Here is a 21,128-nt window from a genome sequence, read left to right on the forward strand (position 1 = left end):
AAAATTGCGGCACTATGTCCCTCGCCTGCCTCGGCATTCCGTGGTAGAAAACGGGCAAGGATAAATGACGCGACGCACGAGACGGACCATGGCCAAGAAGCAGACAGATGACCACACGCCTGAGGAACTCCGCCTTCCCCTGATGGAGGCGATGACTGACCATGTGGCATTTGACGGCTGGACGGAAAAGGCGCTGGCCAACGCAGCAGCCGACGTGGGCGTCAGCCCTGAGATGGCTGAGCTTGCCTTCCCGCGCGGTGCCATTGAGGCACTTGAATTGCACCTTGAAGACGCCGACCGCGTGCTGGCAGCCGCGCTCAAGGAACGTGACCTCGCTTCCATGAAAATTCGCGACCGCATCACCACAGCCATCCGTACACGGCTGGAACTTAACATGAGCGAGCGTGAAGTCATCAAGCGCGGCCTGGCGGTACTGGCCCTGCCCCAACATATGGCGCTGGGCAGCAAGGCGCTTTGGCGCACTGCGGACGTTATGTGGCGTGCGGCAGGTGATACCAGCACAGACCATAACTGGTATACCAAGCGTGCGACGCTTTCAGCGGTCTATAGCTCGGTACTGCTTTACTGGCTGAACGACGATTCGGAAGGATGCGAGGACACCTGGGCTTTCCTTGATCGCCGTATCGAGAATGTCATGGCCATTGAAAAAGCCAAGTTCCAGATGCGCAAGGCCTGCGAAAACGCCCCAACCCTCAGCAGCTTCCTTGGACGCCTGCGCTATCCGGGGGCCTGATGGCGGGCACAGACACAACCGAGCTTGCAGGCCTCACAGACGAAGCCGCTGTTCTGGTGAACCGCTGGCTTGAATATCTCACCTCTGAAAAACGGGTTTCACCCCACACGCTGACCGCATACGGCAGCGACTTTGGCGATTTCATCAGTTTCCTCGCGGACTATAAAGGCGGCGGCGTGGGCATACGCACGCTGGCCGGACTTGAGGTGCGTGACTTCCGCGCCTTTCTGGCGTCCTTGCGCGGCGACAACCTGTCGGCCCGCTCTGTGGCCCGGTCGCTGTCGAGCATCCGCAATTTCTACCGTTTCCTGGCGCGCACTGAAGGCATTGAAAATGATGCCATCAAGGCTGTGCAGGGGCCCAAGCTGCCGCACCGCGTTCCCCGCCCGCTGACCGAAGAAGCCGCGAAGTCAGTGATGGAAACGGTGGGCGAGTTTGAAGAGGAGGCTTGGATTGCCACCCGCAACACGGCCGTGGTGGCGCTTCTGTATGGCTGCGGCCTCAGGATCGCGGAAGCGCTGTCGCTGAACGGTGACGATATCCCGTCTGGCGACACCATGCGGGTGATCGGCAAGCGCAATAAGGAACGCATCGTGCCGGTGCTGCCTGCTGTCAGGGAAGCGATCGCGGCCTATAAGGCTGAATGCCCTTTTGCCATCACAGCAGACGGCCCGCTGTTTGTTGGCAAGCGCGGCAAACGCCTGAGCCCACGCACCATCCAGGCGGCCATGCAGAAGGTGCGTATCGCCCTTGGACTGCCGGAAAGCGCGACGCCGCATGCGCTCAGGCACAGTTTCGCAACACACCTTCTGTCTCGCGGCGGTGACCTGCGCACAATTCAGGAGCTTCTGGGCCACGCTGACCTGAAGGCAACGCAAGTTTACACAGAAGTGGATAGCGCCCGCCTCAAGGATGTGTATGATAAGGCCTTCCGCCGCCGATAGAGCTGGCCAGTATGTTTTCGAACCACTTGGGGACCTATGCAGGATAAAGATATCGACCGTTTCCGTGGCTGGGCTTTGATGGCCCTGTATGCCTCCATGGCAATCCTTGGTGCGATGCTTGTCCTGGCCGCCTTCCGCTTGTGGCCCTCCATGAACGACGGCGCAACTTACATGTTCATCCTGACCGCATGCGGTGCCGCAACCATTATCCTGAGCACCCGCTCAAGCCTTGATTTTTACCGCAAGCTGCGCCGCGGTGAACGACCCAAACTGGCCCTATTGCCGTTTGTCCTGATGGTTTTAACGTTGTTTGCCGCCAGTGAGATGATCTCCGCCGTCTAACCATCCTGTCATCTCGAGGTCCGAAAATGGCGAGCCAACACCCCCCGCTTCCGCTACACTGTCCCCATGACAGAACAAGACCGACATATCCTTTATGACGTACTGCTGAACCGGGATGCCCGGTATGATGGCAAGCTGTTTTTCGGCGTTACATCAACTGGCATCTACTGCAGGCCCATTTGCCCGGCACCCAAACCGAAGCCGGAAAATGTGCTGTATTTTTCAGACAGTGACACAGCGGCCATGGCCGGCTTCCGGCCCTGCAAACGCTGCCGGCCGGAAGCCCGCCCCGGCAGCCCCGCTTGGCAGGGCACCAAGGCCACCATCAGCCGGGCACTGAGGCTGCTGGCGCAAGGCGAAGGCCCTGACAGCCTTGCAGAGCTGGCTGACCGTCTGGGCGTGACTGACAGGCACCTGAGACGGCTATTCAAGCAGCATCTGGGTAAAAGCCCGATGGATGTAAAGCAGGAAAACCGGCTGGGCCTTGCGGTGACGCTATTGAAGGAGCCAGACGCCAGCATTCCCGATGTGGCTTACGCGTCCGGCTTCGGCAGCCTGAGGCGCTTCAACGACGCCTTCAAGACCGAATTTGGCATCACGCCAAGTGAATGGAGAGAAAAAAATGCTCACGACAGCGACCCTACCTAGCCCCCTTGGGCCCATCACCCTGGTGCTCAGGGGCGAAACCATCGTCATCTGCGAATTCGCCGACCGCGCAGCGCGCGTGGTGCGGCAGCTGGAGACCTTCTTCCCCGGTGAGACGCCGACAGAAGGGACAGCACCCAGCACCATCGCCAACGCTTTTGAGGCCTATTTCAAGGGGAATCGCGATGCGCTTAATGGTCTCGAAACAGACCCCTTGGGCACACCCTATGAACGGCGTGTATGGGATGCCCTCAGGGATATTCCGGCGGGCAACACCACAAGCTACGGCGCCATGGCACAGGACCTGCAGTCCAGCCCCCGGGCCATCGGTCGCGCCAATGGCCGCAATCCGGTGGCGCTCATACACCCTTGCCACAGGGTGATCGGCGCCGATGGCTCACTCACCGGCTATGCGGGCGGACTTGAGCGCAAGGAGTGGCTTCTGAAGCATGAGGGCGCCTTGCTGGCCCTCTAACTACCTGACCAAACCTTTGAGCCTTCTGACGAGCGGCGCATCGCGCCGCACGCACCCCAGCTTATTGTCGAAAACAAGAAAGGAACCACGTTATGACAGCCCTCAAAGTCATCGCCATGCCCACCAGTGAAGCCCGCGCCTACCAGCGCGGCGAAGTGGACGCCAATGGCCGCGTGCCCGAAAAGGAAGCCTCCACAGGGCCTGGCAATCCCTGCCGCCATTGCCTCCAAACCATTGAAGCGGGTGCCGAAAAACTGGTTCTGGCCTACCGCCCATTTCATGACCTGCAACCCTATGCGGAGCTGGGGCCGATTTTTCTGCACGGTCGTGAATGTGACCGCCATGACGAGACAGCTGGGTTTCCAAGCATGTTCAGCCGGTGGGGCACCGTTATGGTGCGTGGCTACGGCACCGACAACCGCATCCAGTATCAATGTGCCCGCCATGTGCCCGTGGATGAACTGGAATCACAGTGCATCGAGATGCTCAACGACCCAAACGTCGCCTATCTGCATGTCCGCACATCCCAATATAACTGCTATCAGTGCCGGGTGGAGCGTGCCTGAGCGCCGCCTCACCGGAACAAGGCCTCCCACCCCTTCAGCACCTCAATACAACCGGCCGCACAGCTTTTTTTAGCGGGCATCACCATCAGGGATAGTAGAGCGGCCAGTTTTACCATACGGTTTCTCGGGGTGTCATTGAAACCAGCGCCAATTCGGCGCCTGTTGCTTGATGAAAAGTGGGGAACTATGAAAAAGCATATTGAAAATCTGATTACGGCGGGCGTAACCGCTGTGCTCGGCCTGTCGATCTCCGCGCTTGCGCAGTTTGAAGGACCGGTGGTTACCGTGCCGGAACCTGAAGCAGCACTTGTGTTGCTGCCGGCAGCTGCCTATCTGGCGCTGAAGGAACACCGGCGTCGCGCCAAGGCTAAAAAGCGCCAGGACTAACCCCGTTAAGGAAAAAGCCCTGCAACTTTCATGATGCAGGGCTTTGGTTTGTCAGTAGGCATTTGCCATCTGGCGACTATACGGTTGAGGTCCCGCAGCGTTTGGCCCTTTCGCCTCCCGACGCCGGTCCTTACCGTGAAACACCTGCATCACTTCACGTCTGCGGCAGGGTCCGATATAGGTTGCGGCGCGCACGAACGGCTTCGGTTGTGCGCTGATATATTGCAGCCTTGTGTCAATCTGCTTACCAGTAAGCGGCAGGCCCAGAATTTCATTCACGCCAGCATCCCGCGCCGTGAAGACCTTGTCCTTGCTCGGCGTCGGCATGATCATGATAATCGGCGCCTCGGACACCGCGCCGTCGCACATGCGAATGAACTTGGCGAAGTCAGACCCGCCATGATCGCCAAAGTCAAAATCCAGGAAAAAATGAGTAAACTGAAAAGCCTGCATGCGGTGCACGGCTTCCTTCATTGTATCGACAAGCTGCACCTGTCCGACACCACTATCCTTCAGATAGTGCCAAATAGTTTCACCCAACTGTTTATTCGATAGAGCCACAAGCACTTTCATGGCCCGGTAATCCACCCCGGTAACACCCCTCAACACAGTTCCTCCCGAACTCACGCTCCCCAGCGTGATTTATTTTCAGGCCTGCATCCCCATGCACGCCCCTACCCTGAATACAGCAATAGTAAAATATTTCAAAATAGTCAAAATAATGCAGCCAAGATAAATAGAAGGAAAACTACAAGTTTCCTTCATTATATCTGGAATAGAAAATTAACCAATATTCCAACGATTCTTCAACACTTGTAGAACCTATTTCTCTTCATTATGCATTCACTAAACGGCTGCGATTCCGCCGGTCAGTACCGTGATAGATGCGCACGACCTCGCGCCTACGGCATGGCCCGATATAGGTTGCGGCCCGAATAAAGGGCTTCGGATTGCCGATCATATGGGTCATCCGCGTCATCAGGAGTTTGGCAGTCAATGGCAGGCCAAGAATCTCATGGCAGCCGCCGTCCCGCGCGGCCATAACCTTTTCCTTATCGGGCGACGGGATGACCATCACAGCAAACGCTTCCGCGATATCGCCATCGCACAGGCGCAGGAACTTAATGAAATCCACCCCGCCGAACTCCGGCAGGTCATAATCCACAAAATACAGATTGAAGCGGTTAGCCTGCATGCGCGCCACTGCGTCCTTGGCAGAAGTCACCATCATGCAGGACCCGATACCCTGGTCCCTGAGGAAATGCCAAACGCTGCGCCCGAGCTGGTCGTTCGACATGGCGATAAGCGCGTTAAGCTTGCTGAAGTCTATTTTTTTGGTCTGCATGAACTGGACCCCCAAGTGCAGTTGGTCATGCCTGAAGTCAAAAATGCCTGATGACTTTAATTTTATTCAAATTGTCTGAAGTGAATGAAATAGCGCGCAAAAGACCCGCAGGTCAAACTTTGGTTAAAATTTTATCAATTAAAGTAATCGTGTACAGACAACAAAAAAGCCCGGCAAAAGCCGGGCTTTTCCATCGCTTGCGGGCGATCTTTCTTACATATGGATCGGGCGACCATGAACCGCCAGGGCAGCCTCTTTCATGGCTTCCGTCTCGGTCGGGTGTGCGTGACACGTCAGCGCGATATCTTCCGCGCTTGCACCGAATTCCATGGCCGTGGCGGCTTGTGCGATCATGTTGCCGGCATCAGCACCAATGATGTGAACACCCAGCACGCGGTCAGTTTTCTTGTCTGCCAGGATCTTCACGAAGCCTTCCGTCTGCAGGTTGGCTTTCGCGCGGCTGTTGGCGGAGAAGGGGAACTTGCCGGCCGTATAGGCGACGCCCGCGTCCTTCAGTTCTTCTTCTGTTTTGCCCACAGATGCCACCTCAGGGAAGGTATAAACCACACCCGGGATCACATCATGGTTCACATAGCCATTGAGCCCCGCGATATTTTCGGCAACAGCCACACCCTCGTCTTCGGCCTTGTGCGCCAGCATCGGGCCTTCGATCACATCGCCAATGGCCCAAATGCCTGGAACGTTGGTTGAAAAATCATGGCTTGTTTTGATGCGCGAGCGGTCGTCCATCTCAACGCCAATGGCTTCAAGGCCAAGGCCGCTGGTGTAGGGTCGGCGCCCAACGGACACCAGCACCACGTCGGCTTCAATCGTCTGGGCGTCGCCACCCTTGACCGGCTCGAACGTTACATTGACGCCCTTCTTGGTTTTTTCAACCGCTGTCACTTTGGCCGACAGGTTCAGCTTCATGCCCTGTTTCTTGAGGCTACGACCGAAGGTTTTGCGGACTTCCATGTCCATGCCCGGCAGAACCTGATCCATGAACTCAACAACCGTCACGTCAGAGCCGAAGCGCTTCCAGACAGAGCCAAGCTCAAGCCCGATGACACCGCCGCCGATGACCACCAGGTGCTTCGGCACCTTCGGCAGGCTCAGGGCGCCAGTGGAGGACACGATCTTTTCTTCGTCAATCTCAATGCCCGGCAGGCTGGCAACGTCAGAACCGGTGGCGATGATGAAATTCTTCGCCTTTACCTCGCGCGTGCCGCCGTCATTCAGGTCAACCGTCAGCGTATCCTTGGATTTGAAGTGGCCTGTGCCCTTGATCCATTCAACCTTGTTCTTCTTGAACAGGAATTCGATGCCACCGGTCAAGCCGTCCACGATCTTCTGCTTGGATTCCATCACCTTCTTGATGTCGAAATCCAGGCCCTTCACGCTGAGGCCCATGGCTTCAAAATCGTGCCCTGCTTCATGATACAGGTGCGAACTGTGGAGCAGCGCCTTGGACGGCATGCAGCCCACGTTCAGGCACGTACCGCCAAGCGTTTCACGTTTTTCCACACAAGCTGTCTTGAGCCCAAGCTGTGCCGCACGGATCGCAGCCACATAGCCACCAGGGCCAGAACCAATTACAACAACGTCAAATGCGTCAGACATATTATGTCCCTCTTGTCATAAAGATGGGTGGGATTTCGGCCCCACCCATGTAACTCGTCACAAACCCGGCTGGCTTACATGTCCAAGAGCAGGCGGGTTGGATCTTCAAGCGCTTCCTTCACACGGACCAGGAAGGTCACAGCTTCGCGGCCATCAATGATGCGGTGATCATAGGAAAGCGCCAGATACATCATCGGGCGGATCACAACCTGGCCGTTTTCAACAACCGGACGCTCCTGAATTTTATGCATGCCCAGGATACCGGACTGCGGCGCATTCAGGATCGGGCTGGACATCAGCGAGCCGAAGATACCACCGTTTGAAATGGTGAAGGTACCGCCCTGCATGTCGTCAATAGTCAGCTTGCCGTCGCGCGCCTTCTTGCCGAAGTTGGCAATGGACAGCTCAGTGTCGGCGAAGGACATGTTCTGCGCGTCCTTCAGCACTGGAACCACCAGGCCGTTCGGGCTGGAAACCGCCACACCGATGTTCGCGAAATTGTGGTAGACGATCTCGTCACCTTCAATCTGCGCGTTCACAGCAGGGATTTCCTTCAGCGCCAGGCAGCAGGCCTTGGTGAAGAAACTCATGAAACCAAGCTTGATGTTATGCTTGCGCGCGAACAGGTCTTTGTATTTGTTCCGCGCCGCCATCACAGCAGACATGTCCACTTCATTATAAGTGGTCAGCATGGCCGCTGTGTTCTGGGCATCCTTGAGGCGTTCGGCGATCTTCTTGCGGAGCCGCGTCATCTTCACGCGTTCTTCGCGTGGGCCGGCAGGTGCGGCAGCCGCAGACGCTGGCAGAACGTCAAGCGTGCGGGCCGAGCCGGACTCGATCGCAGACATCACATCGCCTTTGGTCAGCCGACCGTCTTTGCCGGTACCGGTGATGGAGCTTGGGTCCAGGTTATAGTCCTGCACGATGCGGCGCACAGCAGGCGACATCGGCATCAGGTCTTTGGCTGGTGCGCCCTGGCTTGCCGGTGCAGGGGAAGGCGCTGGTGCTGCTTCCTCTTTCTTGGCAGCGGGGGCTGCGGCCTCTTCCTTCTTGGCGGCAGGTTTGCTGTCGCCCGAACCACCGGAAGACGCCTTGCCTTCGGTATCCACTTTCGCGATCAGGGCGCCGATTTCGACATCCTGGCCTTCTTCGGCCACGATCTCAACCAGCACACCAGCCACGGGGCTTGGCACTTCCATTGCGACCTTGTCGGTTTCCACTTCCACAATCGGCTCATCAGCGGCTACAGCGTCGCCAACCTTTTTCAGCCAGGTACCAATCGTGCCTTCCGCGACCGATTCACCCATTTGTGGGATAACAATATCTTCGATTGCCATGTTTCGGGGCTCCTACCCTGATTAAACCGTGAGTGCCTGATCGATGAGCGCTTCCTGCTCGGCCGCGTGCTTGGACGCAAGACCGGTGGCGGTTGCAGCGCTCGCCGCGCGACCAGCGTAAACCGGGCGCGTCACGGGCAGTTTGATGTCTGTGAACAAGTCTTCGAGCAGTTCGTGGATATAGGACCAGGCCCCCATGTTGCGGGGCTCTTCCTGACACCAGACGACTGTCTCGACATTCTTGAAGCGTTTCATTTCCTTACCGATTGCCGAAGCCGGGAATGGATAGAGCTGTTCGACACGCAACAGGTATGTGTCGTCCAGCTCGCGCTTGTCGCGTTCGTCCAGGAGGTCATAGTAAACCTTGCCTGAACACAGCACGACGCGCTTGATCTTGTCATCCGCCTTCAACTTGATCGAACCACCAGCCTCGTTTTCTGCGTGGTCCCACAGAACACGGTGGAACTGGGAACCTGGGCCGAAGTCCTCAAGCGCCGAGGTGCAGCGCTTGTGCCGCAGAAGCGATTTCGGCGTCATCATCACCAGCGGCTTCCGGAAAGAACGGTGCATCTGGCGCCGCAGAATGTGGAAATAGTTCGCAGGCGTGGTGCAGTTGGCCACTTGCCAGTTGTCCTCGGCAGAAGACTGCAGATAGCGCTCAAGCCGGGCGGACGAGTGCTCAGGCCCCTGACCTTCATAGCCGTGCGGCAGCAGAAGCACCAGGCCAGACATCCGAAGCCACTTGGCTTCAGCCGAACAGATAAACTGGTCGATGATGATCTGGGCACCGTTGGCGAAGTCGCCGAACTGGCCTTCCCACAGGGTCAGGCTGTTTGGTTCCGCCATGGAGTAGCCATACTCGAAGCCCATCACACCGAACTCTGACAGGTGGCTGTCGAGAACCGTGAAGTCTGCTTCAGGATTGACTTCCTGAAGCGGCACATAGCGGTCTTCGGTTTTCTGGTCCACGAACACGGCGTGACGCTGGCTGAAAGTGCCGCGGCCACAGTCCTGGCCAGACAGGCGCACACCGTACCCTTCACGCAGAAGCGTGCCAAACGCCAGCGCTTCCGCTGTTGCCCAGTCAAAGCCCTCGCCGTCCTCGAACATCTTGTGTTTGGCGTCCAGAACCCGCTTGAGCGTCCGGTGAATATTGAACTTCTCCGGGTAGCTGGTGATCTGTTCGCCCACTTCGCGCAGCATGATCTCGGACACGCCAGTTTCGGCGCGGCGTTTTTCGTGGTCCTTGTCGGCAAGGCCAAGGCCTTCCCATTTGCCTTCGAACCAGTCGGCCTTGTTGACGCGGTATTCTTTGGCCGCTTCAAACTCGTCCTCAAGATAGCTGATGAATTCATTTTCCATCTGCTCGAACTTCTCGGCGGTAATCACGCCCTCTTCGATCAGACGGTCCGCATAGATCTTGACCACGCTTGGGTGTTTCTTGATCGCGGCATACATCAGCGGCTGGGTAAAGGCCGGCTCGTCAGATTCGTTGTGACCGAAGCGGCGGTAGCAGATCATGTCGATCACCACATCGCGCTTGAAGGTCTGGCGGAATTCGGTCGCGATCTTGGCAGCGTAGGTTACCGCTTCAGGATCATCGCCATTCACATGGAAGATCGGCGCCTGCACCATTTTGGCCACGTCAGATGGATACGGGCTGGAGCGCGCAAACTGCGGGCTGGTGGTGAAGCCGATCTGGTTATTCACAATGAAGTGGACCGTACCGCCGGTGTTGTAGCCACGCAGGCCGGACATGCCGAAGCATTCCGCCACAATACCCTGGCCTGCAAAAGCCGCGTCACCATGCAGCAGAAGCGACAGCGTGGTGTGACGCTTGGTGTCTTTCTTCTGTTCCTGCTTGGCGCGGGTTTTGCCGATCACAACCGGGTTCACAGCCTCAAGGTGCGATGGGTTGGCGTTCAGCGACAGGTGGACCTTGTTGCCGTCAAATTCACGGTCGGCGGAAGTTCCCAGGTGATATTTCACGTCACCCGAACCCTGCACGTCATCAGGCTTGAAGGAGCCACCATGGAATTCGTTGAAGATGGCGCGGTAAGGTTTTGCCATCACATTCGCAAGCACATTGAGGCGCCCGCGGTGCGGCATACCGATGACGATCTCGTCCAGGCCGTACTGGCCACCGGTTTTCATCACGGCTTCAAGGGCCGGCACCATGCTTTCGCCGCCATCAAGGCCGAAGCGCTTGGTACCGGTGTATTTCTTACCAAGGAAACGTTCAAACTGAACCGATTCGATCAGCTTGTTCAGGATCGCGATCTTGCCGCGGTCGGTGAACTGGATTTCCTTGTCACGCCCTTCGATCTGGCGCTGGATCCAGGCCTTCTCTTCCGGGTCGTTGATGTGCATGAACTCAACGCCCAGGTTGCTGCAATAGGTGCGGCGCAGAATTTCAAGGATCTCGCGGATGGTGCCAACTTCAAGGCCAAGCACACCGTCCATGAAGATCGGGCGGTCCATGTCGCCAGGGCCGAAACCGTAGGTGGACGGCTCCAGTTCCGGGTGAAGCGGACGTTCTTCAAGGCCCAGTGGGTCCAGGTTGGCCATAAGGTGGCCACGCACCCGGTAGGTGCGCACCATCATCAGGGCGCGGATACTGTCAATCGTTGCAGCCCGAATGTCTTCCTGGCTCAGCTTGGCGCCCGCAGGCGCAGGCTTGCCGGCGTCTTCGATGAACATGTCGGAACCATCAAGGCCCGTCGTCAGGTCATCGTTCGGGCGAAGCGGCCAGTCCTTGCGGGCCCAGCTTGGCCCCGAGCTGGACACACCGGATTCAAGTGCGTCGAAATAAGTTTGCCAGCCTTCATCAACAGAAGATGGGTCAGCGGCATATCGTTCGTAGAGCGATTCCACAAACTGTGGGCTGACACCTTCCAAGGCGGCGATGCGGTCCATATCTGCACCCATGGGCAAAATGGCGCGGCGCTTTGGCCGCGCCCCCTCTTTTAACGGTTAACCGTTGATTGCTTTCAGAAGCGTTGTACCAAGCGCAGCCGGGCTGTCGGACACAACGATACCAGCCGACTTCATGGCTTCGATCTTGTCGTCTGCACCGCCCTGACCACCAGAAACGATAGCGCCAGCGTGGCCCATCGTGCGGCCTGGAGGCGCCGTGCGGCCAGCGATAAAGCCTGCAACAGGCTTCTTCACCTTGCTGTGCTTCAGGAACTCGGCCGCCTCTTCTTCCGCGGAGCCGCCGATCTCACCGATCATGATGATCGAGTGCGTATCGTCGTCCTGGAGGAACAGGTCCAGGCAATCGATGAAGTTGGTGCCGTTGACCGGGTCACCACCAATACCGATACAGGTGCTTTGGCCAAGGCCTGCAGCCGTTGTTTGTGCAACAGCTTCATAGGTCAGCGTACCCGATCGGGATACGATGCCAACATTGCCAGGCTTGTGGATGTGACCAGGCATGATGCCGATCTTGCACTGACCCGGCGTGATCACGCCTGGGCAGTTCGGGCCCACAAGGCGGGTCTTGGAGTTCTTGAGAGCGCGCTTGACGCGAACCATGTCCAGAACCGGAATGCCTTCGGTGATACAGATAACCAGCTCGATTTCGGCATCAATCGCTTCGAGGATCGAATCCGCCGCGAACGGAGGTGGTACGTAAATTACAGAAGCGTTGGCATCTGTTGCTTCACGCGCATCACCAACCGTATTGAACACAGGCAGATCCAGGTGCTTCATGCCACCTTTACCCGGCGTTACACCACCAACCATGTTGGTGCCGTAAGCAATCGCTTGTTCTGAGTGGAAAGTTCCCTGGGCACCAGTGAAGCCCTGACAGATAACTTTAGTGTCTTTACCTACGAGTACAGACATTACGCGGCCTCCTTCACAGCTTTAACAATCTTCTCGGCTGCGTCATTCAAATCGTCGGCAGAAATAATTGGCAGGCCACTATCAGCCATGATCTGCTTGCCAAGTTCTACGTTGGTGCCTTCCAGACGGACCACCAGTGGAACGCTGAGCGCCACTTCACGGGCTGCCGCCACAACACCTTCCGCAATCACATCACAGCGCATGATGCCGCCGAAGATGTTCACGAGGATGCCTTCAACATTGTCATCCGACAGAATGATCTTGAAAGCTTCGGTTACGCGCTCTTTGGTCGCCCCGCCGCCAACGTCCAGGAAGTTGGCAGGCTCGCCGCCCTTCAGCTTGATGATGTCCATGGTGGCCATGGCAAGGCCAGCACCGTTCACCATGCAGCCGATGGAGCCATCGAGGCTGATGTAGTTCAGCTCGTATTTGGAAGCTTCGATCTCTTTGGGATCTTCTTCGCTCTCGTCGCGAAGCTCGCGCACGTCCGCGTGGCGGAACAGGGCGTTGCCGTCGAAGGACATCTTGGCGTCGAGGACGATCATCTTGTCGTCTTCGGTGAGAACCAGTGGGTTCACTTCCAGAAGCGAAGCGTCCAGATCGGTGTAAGCCGCGTAAAGCGAGCTAACAACTTTCATGCATTCTTTCGCAGCTGCGCCCTCAAGGTTCAGGCCAAAGGCCACCTTGCGGCAGTGGAAAGGCTGCAGCCCGGTTGCCGGGTCGATCGTGATGGTCACGATTTTCTCTGGCGTGCTTTCGGCCACTTCCTCGATATCCATGCCGCCTTCGGTGGACGCCATGATAGCGAGCTTGCCGGAGGCCCGGTCAAGGAGCATGGACAGGTAGAATTCGCTTTTGATGGCGCAACCGTCTTCAACATAAACGCGCTTCACCTCTTTGCCCTCTGGGCCGGTCTGGTGCGTTACAAGCGTTTTGCCGATCAGTTCCTTGGCAACGGCTTCTACATCGTCCAGCGATTTAACAACTTTCACGCCGCCCGCTTTACCGCGGCCACCAGCGTGAATTTGCGCTTTGACAACCCAAACAGGGCCGCCAAGTTTTTTCGCTGCGTCGACAGCTTCCGACGCCGTGTAGGCAACACCGCCTTCAAGGACGGGAGCGCCATATTTCTTCAGCAGGCCTTTCGCCTGATATTCATGGATATTCATCTGTCCAAGAGCTCCTTGGGGGCTTCTAGAGTTTCAGCTTGTTAGCCGAGCGATGGGTCGATGTTGATGCAAGCTTCCATCAGACCCTTCACTGCATCTACGGAGTGATCGAAGCCGGACTTTTCTTCGCCCTGCAGTTCGATCTCCACTACTTTTTCCACGCCGTTCTCGCCGATCAGCACCGGTACGCCAACATACATGTCATTGAGGCCATATTCGCCCGTGAGGTATGCAGCAACCGGCAGCAGGCGGCGCTTGTCTTTGAGGTAGCTTTCCGCCATTTCGATCGCGCTTGTTGCAGGCGCATAGAAAGCGGAACCGGTTTTCAGCAGGCCAACGATCTCCGCGCCGCCGTCACGGGTGCGCTGAACGATCTGGTCGATTTTCTCCTGCGTGGACCAACCCATCTTGATGAGGTCAGGAACCGGGATACCGGCAACCGCGGAATAGCGGGTCAGCGGCACCATCGTGTCGCCGTGGCCGCCCAGCACGAAGGCTGTCACGTCCTGAACAGACACGTTGAATTCTTCAGCCAGGAAGGTGCGGAAGCGGCTGCTGTCCAGTACGCCAGCCATACCGCAAACCATGTTGGTTGGCAGGCCGGAGAATTTCTGCAGCGCCCAAACCATGGCGTCCAGCGGGTTGGTGATACAAATAACAAAGGCATTGGGCGCGTATTTGCCAATGCCTTCACCAACTGATTTCATTACCTTCAGGTTGATGCCCAGTAGGTCATCGCGGCTCATGCCAGGCTTACGCGGCACACCGGCTGTCACAATAACGACATCGGCGCCTGCGATATCAGCATAATCGTTCGCGCCTTTCAGGGAGGCGTTATAGCCTTCAACCGGAGCGCTTTGTGCGAGATCAAGGGCTTTACCCTGTGGGAGACCTTCCGCGATATCAAAAAGAACCACATCGCCCATTTCCTTGAGCGCTGCGAGATGTGCAAGGGTGCCACCGATCTGGCCACTGCCGATCAATGCAATTTTTTTACGTGCCATGAGAATGCTCCAGCCAATTTTTTTTGGGGGCCACTAGAGAGTAACCACATACTGAAAAACAAAGAATATTCTGGGAGGTAACTAGCGCGTTTACCCTGCTCAGACAAGCCATTTACGGTCAACCTTCCACACTATATCTTTATGAATCGTTACATTATTGAGTTTTTGGACCCATTGGTGGTCCTTTTTCAATGACCAGCCATGCGCTGTGGTCATAGCTACTACCCTTTTTTTACACATCTTTAACAATCTTGCGCGCCCGCACCGCCCGAGTCTCTGTTTGTGACGAATAAGCGCACCATATTGCCAACAGAAATTTCTCCCGCTAAGGGAGGGAGGGGATGAATTCAATATTGGAAACCGACAACCATGGTTGATGTCAGAATTGACGCGCGTCACGACCCGGCAGCTTTGGGCGAAGTCCTTCAGAAAGAAGGGCGCCTGCAGGTGCCGAACTTCTTTCCTGATGATGTGGCCGAAGAGTTGTATACGTTACTACGCGCTAACCCAACATGGTTCACCGCCTATAATGAAGGCGAAAACTTCTATGAAGTGCCACAGGCTGAGATCGCGGGTCTCAATCCCGCGCAGCAGCAAAAATTCTGGCAGATCATCCAGAAGGGTGCGCGCGAGGGGTTCCAGTATTTCTTCCAGCAATATTATATTTCTGACGCTGTGCAGAATGGGCGCGAAAGCGGCCACCCCCTGCATTTCATGCATGACTTCGTCAATTCAGAACCGGTTCTCGAATTCATGCGCACGCTAACCCGCGAGCCCAAGGTGCGCTATATCGACAGCTTCGCCAGCCAGTATGTCGCCGGAAACTTCCTGACCCGCCATGATGACACCCACGCCAGCGACGACCGGGTCGCGGCCTATGTGATTTCCATGACCAAAGACTGGAAGGCCGACTGGGGCGGCAACCTGGTGTTCTTCGACGATGACGAGAATATCGAAGGCGGCTTCAAGCCCACCTTCAACACGCTGAATATCTTCCTGGTACCCAAGCCCCACGCCGTAACGGTGGTGGCGCCCTTCGCCGGTGACCGCCGCACCAGCTTCCTTGGCTGGGTCAAACGCTAGGCGTCCTGCACCGCCTTTTGCCGGGTGACGGGAAGATAGATCTTGAATTCCGTACCTTCCCCCGGACAGGTGGAGACGTCGATCGCCCCATTGAGCGATTTGACAATCCCGGCCACTTCCGTCAGCCCAAGCCCCGTACCTTCCCCAACCCCCTTGGTGGTATAGAACGGGTCGAATATCTTGTCGATATGGGTATCGGATATGCCGCAGCCCGTATCCCGGATCGATAGTTCAACCGCCTCATCCTGGCGCAGCTTATAATATTTTGGCCCGGGAATGGTGCCTCCATTCACAGGCTTCAGACGCACCTCAAGGCGCCCAATACCGTTATCAAGCGCACTGACTGCATTCGACACCAAATTCAGCATGATCTGACTGAACTGAACCGAATTGCCCTGGAACAGGCCACATTCAGGCTCTATCTCGACAGAGCATTCCACCGAACTCGGCACGATCAGCTTTGCCAGTTTCCACGCTTCCCGGGTCTCTTCGCTGACATCAATCTGCTGCAAATCCATCGAGTTTTTGCGCGAAAACATCAGGATGTTCTGAACCATGGTCTTGATCTTGAGGCAGGCCTCCATCGAATCCTTCAGGTCCTCACACACACCGCCCAGGTCTTCCCGGCCTTGCAGATCGCCAAGAGCGGCCTCCAGATTCAGGAAAATCGGGAACAACAGATTATTGATATCGTGGGCCACGCCGCCCGCCAGACGCCCAAGTGCCTCGATCTTCTGGGTTTGGTTGATCCGCTCCTCTGCCTCAACCCTCTCTGTCACATCCCGGATGACAGACGCAAAGACCGTAGCTTCGCCAAAGGCCGCATTGATTGGGAACACAGCCACATCGGCCTTGATCTTTTCACCCCTGACATTGATGAAATCGACAATGCCGTTCCAGCGCCCTTCCGCCATCGCGATCTGCCTGATTTCCTCGCGATCGATCAGGTCAGGCGTTTCAAGCTGGATAAAATCATAGACAGCCCTGCCAAGCAGCTCACTTGATTTGACCCCCAGCATCTTTGCAATGGCGTGATTACATTCCGTGATCTGGAAGTTACTATCCGAAACAATCATGCCGTCGCTCATCTGGCGGATCACTTCCGCCTGACTCTTGAGCTGCCCTTCAATCTGCAGGCGTTCGGTGATATCCCGACAACTGGCGACATAGACCTTTTCGCCGTCTGTCAGGACGGCGTTCCCAACGGCTATCTCAATCGGGATTTCACCGCCGCCTTTCTGGCACGCCTTAAGCGTCAGTGGCGGCATATGATCGCCATCCGGCTCGAACTGGTCGAACAGCCGACAGAGCGTTGGGCCATCGACATGGTCGCTTCCCAGAATACACTGGATGTTCAACCCTTCCATTTCGCCATTGTCGTAGCCCAGTATGCTGCTGACAGCGGCATTGGCGAGAATAATTGTCCCACTTTCAGAAAACGCCATGATGCCATCCGCAGAATGCTGCGTGATCGCCTTGAGAAATTCATGGTATTTTTGAGTAGCGTCATAACGCATCGGGCATTTCCCCAGCAACAGCCTGCATGGCCGCAAGAATTCACGCTTATGACTATAGTAATGCCACCTTAACGATATCTAAATAAATATAATTCAATCTTATGGTTAACCAAATGTCTGGAACCTATCGACTAAGATGGTTCTTACCAGACACTTCAGGCAGATCGAATGAAACAAGTAACTGACGCTGCTCTTGTTTCAGCCAAAACGGACAGGAAATCACTTCCTGATTGTAGAGATTATGGCATCAAGATTTGAAAGGGGGTCACTTTGAGTCAGTTCGCCAAACCAGCAGAAATGATACAAAAGCTATTCGGCAGCTTTTTCGAGACAACCGAGACTCTGACCCGTAACGCGCATCACCGCAAGCCACGCAAGGTGGTGGACACCTCTCCTGAACAGAATTTCGAGGACGCCATCAAAAACCTGGCCCAACAGCGTGAGCTGGTGGTCGCAGGGAATCTGCATGTCCTCAACACTGCAAAGATCAAGGCAAAAGTCGGCGAAAAGTGGCCCCGGTTGAAATCCACGATCCAGATGAACGTGGAAAAAATCATCCAGGACCACCTGGGCCCAAATGACGAAATGTTCAACTACAAGGACCTGAACTACGTCATCGCCTTCGACGAACTGGATGAACAGGAAGCCTCAAAAAAACTGGCCCATATCTCCAAGCTGATTATCCAGCGCATCTTCGGGACCGACGCCCTTCTTGAAGGATTCGAGCTCGAATCGACTGCCGCCGCCATTGAGTCCGAGCAGCTTACGGGTAGCGGCGGTAACGTCTCGAACCTCCTGGGGTCCATCGAGTCGCTTGCCACGCCGACCCGCCACAACATGCAAACCATCAAGGCAGAAGGTTTTGAGACAGAAGCACCCGGCACGCCTGACGAGACCGCCATGATGGACCAGATCCAGGCGCTTCTGGACAAGATCGCCCAGTCTGTCGGCGAATTGGGGCAAACAGGCGACATGAAAGGTTTCGAAGCCGTCCTGGAATCACTGCAGGATCAACTGAACTACGCCTTTTTCACCTCTCAGGAATATCTCGAGAAAATCAACAACGGCCAGTTCCAACTGTCCCCTGAAAGCCAGGCGCAGCAGTTCCTTGAATCACTGCAGCAGATGTCCGCCCAACTCAACGGCCAGCTACACCAGGTGCAGGAAGACATGAAAGACACCAGCGCGGAAATCACCACGCTGAAAAATGGTGCCTGCATCAAGGAAAGCATGATTGCCAACGCCAATATCGTTGACCTTGATCCAGACGAAGTGGAGATGTTCCCCAGCCATCCGGAACTGCTGTCCGAATTCGGGGAAGATGCAAGCTTTCAATATTTCCCTGTATGGGATGTGAAGCTGAATGTGGTGAACACCTATCGCTGCAGTGTCGCGCTGACCGTGGGCGGTGTAACGCGAGAGCTCAGAACAATGCTGCCGGCCAATTGCCCAAACTATATGTATGAGCGACTGGATATCATCACCGCCCAGAAGGCGCTTCTGGACATCAAGGAAGCGGCTGCGTCCGACATTGTCTGTACGTTCGGCATCACCATTCGTCATTCCATCTTGCAGAACCCCAAAACACGCTCCGTGCTGGGCGACATGTTCAGACGCCTTAGTAAAGCCGAACGCCAGCTGCTGATTATCGAAATCACAGACGTGGCCGACAATACCTGGGCATCCCGCATCCTGGAAAATGTTGGGTACCTGAAACCCTTCTGTCGCGCCATCCTTGTGCGCCTGCCTCGCCAGTTCCAGGGCCACTCAGACCTTAAGGCCGGCGGTGTTTACGCCATCGGCTATCACCTGCCAGACCTTGCCGGAACGGAAGCCAGCAAGTTCCAGGAGCTGGACAGGTTGGTGATTCAGGCAGAACGCTCGGGCATGGTCACTTTCGTCAGCGGGGTGGACCACACAAGCCTGGCGGCCAGCGCCGTCGGTTCAGGCGTGCGCTATATCGGCGGCACTGCAATCGGCACACCGCTTGATTTCCCCTGGGGAATTTTACCGTTCGAGCTTGGAAGCATATACAGCCGGCGCATGTCCAGCTAACGCGGCCTTACTGTGCCATGCAGCGTTCGATTGCCTGCATCACCTCGGTACGGGTCACCGGCTTATAGAGTACTTCATGCGCGCCAATAGATTTGGCGATTTCCAGAAAATCTGTGTTGCCCACACGGCCGCCCCCAGACATGGCAATGATCCGCAAGTCAGGTTGATGCTGGCGCAGCTTCTGGATCACCTCGATACCTTCCACCTCCGGCATGATGATATCAGTGATCACCAAATCAAACGGGCGGCTTGACGCAATATTGAGGCCCTCGCGGCCATTGCTGCAAACGGCGACAAAGTGACCTTCCCGCTCAAGCACCTTCGACAAGGCCTTGCGAATAGTTGGATCATCTTCAATCAGACAAATATTCAGGGTCATAAAACGCCTCTTTATCGTCGCCAACTTGCGCACACTCAATTAATAAGGGCAAACTATCACCTCGTCAGCAACTAATATATATTAAAAGGCGACCAAACCGCTGATTTCAGGGCGTGATTTTCATCGACGCCCCAAAGGGCAGGCTTATAGTCTGTATGGGTCCAGACATCTGGACTGCAGACAGAGGACAGGATCATGCCGACGCCAATCACTGCCGATACCGGGACTGTCACCACCATCGTCCAGCACCATGTCAAGCTGGGCTCAGAGAAACTGTTCGAGGCATGGTCGGCCGACATTCGCGCCGCGTGCCGCACCTTCGCGGGCTATCTGGGAACGGAGGTCATCCGGCCGGAAGACGAAGAAGGCATATTCATCAGCATTTTTCGATTTGACAGCTATGGCAATCTGGAAGCCTGGATGAAATCGGATTTACGTCAGGCGCTTCTTAAAGATGCAGAGGCTTTTTGCGCCGCCCCGCCGCGCATCAGCCGCTACCGCAGCCTGGAATTCATGTTCCCACCGGGCGAAGGGGGCAAACCGCCGTCACGGGAAAAGATGGCAGTCGTCACCTTCCTGGGCCTGATCGCGCCGGTCTATCTCGTGCCGGGGTTTGTACAGACCTACGTTACTGCCCAACCGCTGCTGGCCACGCTGGCATCGCTCGCGATCATCACGCCCTCAATGGTCTATATCATCATGCCCATCCTCATCCGCCTGTTCAGGCCGTGGCTGAAGGGGCGACAGGCCAGAATCCATTACTGAACTCTTTTTATCTTCTCGTTTTCGGGCTTGAGCATATGATAGACAGTCGGCAAAAGTGGGCGTCCAAAGCAACTGTTCGCAACAGTCCGCGAGCCACTAAACCAACCCGTTAACTGGCTGAGCCAGCTGTCCAAATCCTGGCCATATTGAACCGTTGTTGACTGTGCGGACCAACTACCATCGCTCGCTTCCAACGACCGTGTAATCACTTCGGCCGGCATTTGGCTGGGCCAAGCAACAACTTCAATATTCTTCCTCTCGGTTTTAAACGTGGGGATAGAGAGGTTTTCCTGCGTTGCTTCCGTGACTGCGCAATAGTTCCAGTTAGAATTCCCCCAACAATCTGACTGTTTCACTTCTGACAATGCCTTCACAGGCGTAATTCTGAAACAGGTTCCAGCCCTTTTCAGACGTTCATGTATTTCTAGAAACGTCTCATTATCTAGCCATGGGCTGCTAGGTCGTGGCCAACATATCTTGTTGCTATGAAAGACTTCTCTGGCAAACCGGTGTCGCTGCGGTTCGTAGAAGTTCGATTTCGCTATATCGGCGTCAACAAAGGTAAGCGGCGACGCTGACTTCCCATACCTGTTCAGTGGTAACTCGCGAAAAACAGCGTCCAGTTCCGCCCATGTATATTTTCGCGAAAGCTGCACATAAATACCCGAAAACGCCTCTGGTTTGCCATTGATCTGAAAAGTCGCATGTTCAAGGCATGTGTCTTTCCGCAATATCTGGCGATTGTAGTGTTCGGCATAAAGCCCCGTAACCAACACAATCAAAACAACAGCACCCAACCTTTGTTTGAAATAAAGGGCGATGAAAACCAGCAGGACGGCCACAATCAGCGGCAGCAAAGGGAAAGAAACCGAATACACCATCTATTCTTTCA

General features: G+C 55.8%; 21 protein-coding genes. 10 read left to right on the plus strand and 11 right to left on the minus strand.

Features of this window, described 5'->3' with window-relative positions; all coding sequences use genetic code 11:
* Window positions 1-88 precede the first annotated feature (88 nt).
* The 7 genes from KORLAC_RS05810 (at window position 89) to KORLAC_RS05840 (ending at window position 4,113) form a co-directional block, all read left to right on the plus strand.
* Entirely contained in the window at window positions 89-754 is a 666-nt protein-coding gene (locus tag KORLAC_RS05810) for a COQ9 family protein (protein ID WP_068304293.1), read from the plus strand.
* Entirely contained in the window at window positions 754-1,698 is a 945-nt protein-coding gene (locus KORLAC_RS05815; RefSeq protein ID WP_068304295.1) for a tyrosine recombinase XerC, read from the plus strand. Before KORLAC_RS05810 ends, KORLAC_RS05815 begins: the two co-directional genes overlap by 1 nt.
* A gap of 36 nt (window positions 1,699-1,734) precedes the next feature.
* Entirely contained in the window at window positions 1,735-2,040 is a 306-nt protein-coding gene (locus KORLAC_RS05820; protein WP_068304297.1) for a hypothetical protein, read from the plus strand.
* 66 nt (window positions 2,041-2,106) lie between these two features.
* Window positions 2,107-2,688 carry a bifunctional transcriptional activator/DNA repair enzyme AdaA gene (locus KORLAC_RS05825; protein ID WP_068304299.1) on the plus strand — a complete coding sequence of 194 codons (582 nt, stop codon included), beginning with the start codon at window positions 2,107-2,109 and terminating at the stop codon, window positions 2,686-2,688.
* A complete protein-coding gene (locus KORLAC_RS05830; protein ID WP_068304300.1) occupies window positions 2,663-3,160 on the plus strand; it encodes a methylated-DNA--[protein]-cysteine S-methyltransferase in 498 nt (165 codons plus the stop codon). Before KORLAC_RS05825 ends, KORLAC_RS05830 begins: the two co-directional genes overlap by 26 nt.
* A 92-nt stretch (window positions 3,161-3,252) precedes the next feature.
* Window positions 3,253-3,726 carry a DUF1203 domain-containing protein gene (locus KORLAC_RS05835; protein WP_068304302.1) on the plus strand — a complete coding sequence of 158 codons (474 nt, stop codon included), beginning with the start codon at window positions 3,253-3,255 and terminating at the stop codon, window positions 3,724-3,726.
* A 186-nt stretch (window positions 3,727-3,912) separates the two neighbouring features.
* The gene (locus KORLAC_RS05840; protein ID WP_068304304.1) at window positions 3,913-4,113 is read left to right on the plus strand and encodes a hypothetical protein; all 201 of its coding nucleotides are present in this window, start codon (window positions 3,913-3,915) and stop codon (window positions 4,111-4,113) included.
* Window positions 4,114-4,164: 51 nt separating this feature from the next.
* On the opposite strand, the gene KORLAC_RS05845 is transcribed toward KORLAC_RS05840, so the two are convergent.
* The 8 genes from KORLAC_RS05845 to mdh form a co-directional block, all read right to left on the minus strand.
* Window positions 4,165-4,722, minus strand: a complete 558-nt coding sequence (locus KORLAC_RS05845) for a response regulator (RefSeq protein WP_175445648.1) — start codon at window positions 4,720-4,722, stop codon at window positions 4,165-4,167.
* A gap of 226 nt (window positions 4,723-4,948) precedes the next feature.
* Window positions 4,949-5,458, minus strand: a complete 510-nt coding sequence (locus KORLAC_RS05850) for a response regulator (RefSeq protein WP_068304310.1) — start codon at window positions 5,456-5,458, stop codon at window positions 4,949-4,951.
* 213 nt (window positions 5,459-5,671) lie between these two features.
* Entirely contained in the window at window positions 5,672-7,078 is a 1,407-nt protein-coding gene (gene lpdA / locus KORLAC_RS05855) for a dihydrolipoyl dehydrogenase (RefSeq protein ID WP_068304313.1), read from the minus strand.
* A 74-nt stretch (window positions 7,079-7,152) separates the two neighbouring features.
* Window positions 7,153-8,415: a 2-oxoglutarate dehydrogenase complex dihydrolipoyllysine-residue succinyltransferase gene (odhB, locus tag KORLAC_RS05860; RefSeq protein WP_068304316.1), complete on the minus strand. Its 1,263-nt coding sequence runs from the start codon at window positions 8,413-8,415 to the stop codon at window positions 7,153-7,155.
* 21 nt (window positions 8,416-8,436) lie between these two features.
* Window positions 8,437-11,331 (minus strand): 2-oxoglutarate dehydrogenase E1 component, encoded by a 2,895-nt coding sequence (locus tag KORLAC_RS05865; RefSeq protein WP_241493369.1) that lies wholly within the window; start codon window positions 11,329-11,331, stop codon window positions 8,437-8,439.
* A gap of 57 nt (window positions 11,332-11,388) precedes the next feature.
* On the minus strand, window positions 11,389-12,264 hold the full coding sequence (gene sucD, locus KORLAC_RS05870) for a succinate--CoA ligase subunit alpha (protein WP_068304322.1): 876 nt from the start codon (window positions 12,262-12,264) through the stop codon (window positions 11,389-11,391).
* Window positions 12,264-13,433, minus strand: a complete 1,170-nt coding sequence (sucC, locus tag KORLAC_RS05875; RefSeq protein WP_068304324.1) for an ADP-forming succinate--CoA ligase subunit beta — start codon at window positions 13,431-13,433, stop codon at window positions 12,264-12,266. The genes sucD and sucC overlap by 1 nt, the downstream gene beginning before the upstream one ends.
* Window positions 13,434-13,474: 41 nt before the next feature.
* Complete coding sequence (mdh, locus tag KORLAC_RS05880) at window positions 13,475-14,437, minus strand: malate dehydrogenase (RefSeq protein WP_068304326.1); 963 nt, start codon at window positions 14,435-14,437, stop codon at window positions 13,475-13,477.
* A 369-nt stretch (window positions 14,438-14,806) separates the two neighbouring features.
* Here mdh and KORLAC_RS05885 point away from each other — a divergent pair, with 369 nt between their 5' ends.
* On the plus strand, window positions 14,807-15,520 hold the full coding sequence (locus KORLAC_RS05885; RefSeq protein WP_068304328.1) for a 2OG-Fe(II) oxygenase: 714 nt from the start codon (window positions 14,807-14,809) through the stop codon (window positions 15,518-15,520).
* Here the strand turns inward: KORLAC_RS05885 and KORLAC_RS05890 are convergent.
* On the minus strand, window positions 15,517-17,037 hold the full coding sequence (locus KORLAC_RS05890; protein WP_068304339.1) for a PAS domain-containing sensor histidine kinase: 1,521 nt from the start codon (window positions 17,035-17,037) through the stop codon (window positions 15,517-15,519). The genes KORLAC_RS05885 and KORLAC_RS05890 overlap by 4 nt on opposite strands.
* A 270-nt stretch (window positions 17,038-17,307) precedes the next feature.
* Here KORLAC_RS05890 and KORLAC_RS05895 point away from each other — a divergent pair, with 270 nt between their 5' ends.
* Window positions 17,308-19,092 (plus strand): hypothetical protein, encoded by a 1,785-nt coding sequence (locus tag KORLAC_RS05895; protein ID WP_068304341.1) that lies wholly within the window; start codon window positions 17,308-17,310, stop codon window positions 19,090-19,092.
* Window positions 19,093-19,099: 7 nt separating this feature from the next.
* Here KORLAC_RS05895 and KORLAC_RS05900 read toward each other — a convergent pair whose 3' ends face one another.
* The gene (locus KORLAC_RS05900; RefSeq protein ID WP_068304343.1) at window positions 19,100-19,471 is read right to left on the minus strand and encodes a response regulator; all 372 of its coding nucleotides are present in this window, start codon (window positions 19,469-19,471) and stop codon (window positions 19,100-19,102) included.
* Between the two features lie 195 nt (window positions 19,472-19,666).
* Between KORLAC_RS05900 and KORLAC_RS05905 the strand changes: the two genes are divergently transcribed.
* Window positions 19,667-20,236: an antibiotic biosynthesis monooxygenase gene (locus tag KORLAC_RS05905; RefSeq protein ID WP_068304345.1), complete on the plus strand. Its 570-nt coding sequence runs from the start codon at window positions 19,667-19,669 to the stop codon at window positions 20,234-20,236.
* Here KORLAC_RS05905 and KORLAC_RS05910 read toward each other — a convergent pair.
* Window positions 20,230-21,117: a hypothetical protein gene (locus KORLAC_RS05910; RefSeq protein WP_068304347.1), complete on the minus strand. Its 888-nt coding sequence runs from the start codon at window positions 21,115-21,117 to the stop codon at window positions 20,230-20,232. The genes KORLAC_RS05905 and KORLAC_RS05910 overlap by 7 nt on opposite strands.
* Window positions 21,118-21,128 lie beyond the last annotated feature (11 nt).

Source organism: Kordiimonas lacus (assembly GCF_001550055.1).
In the GTDB taxonomy this organism is placed as follows: domain Bacteria; phylum Pseudomonadota; class Alphaproteobacteria; order Sphingomonadales; family Kordiimonadaceae; genus Kordiimonas; species Kordiimonas lacus.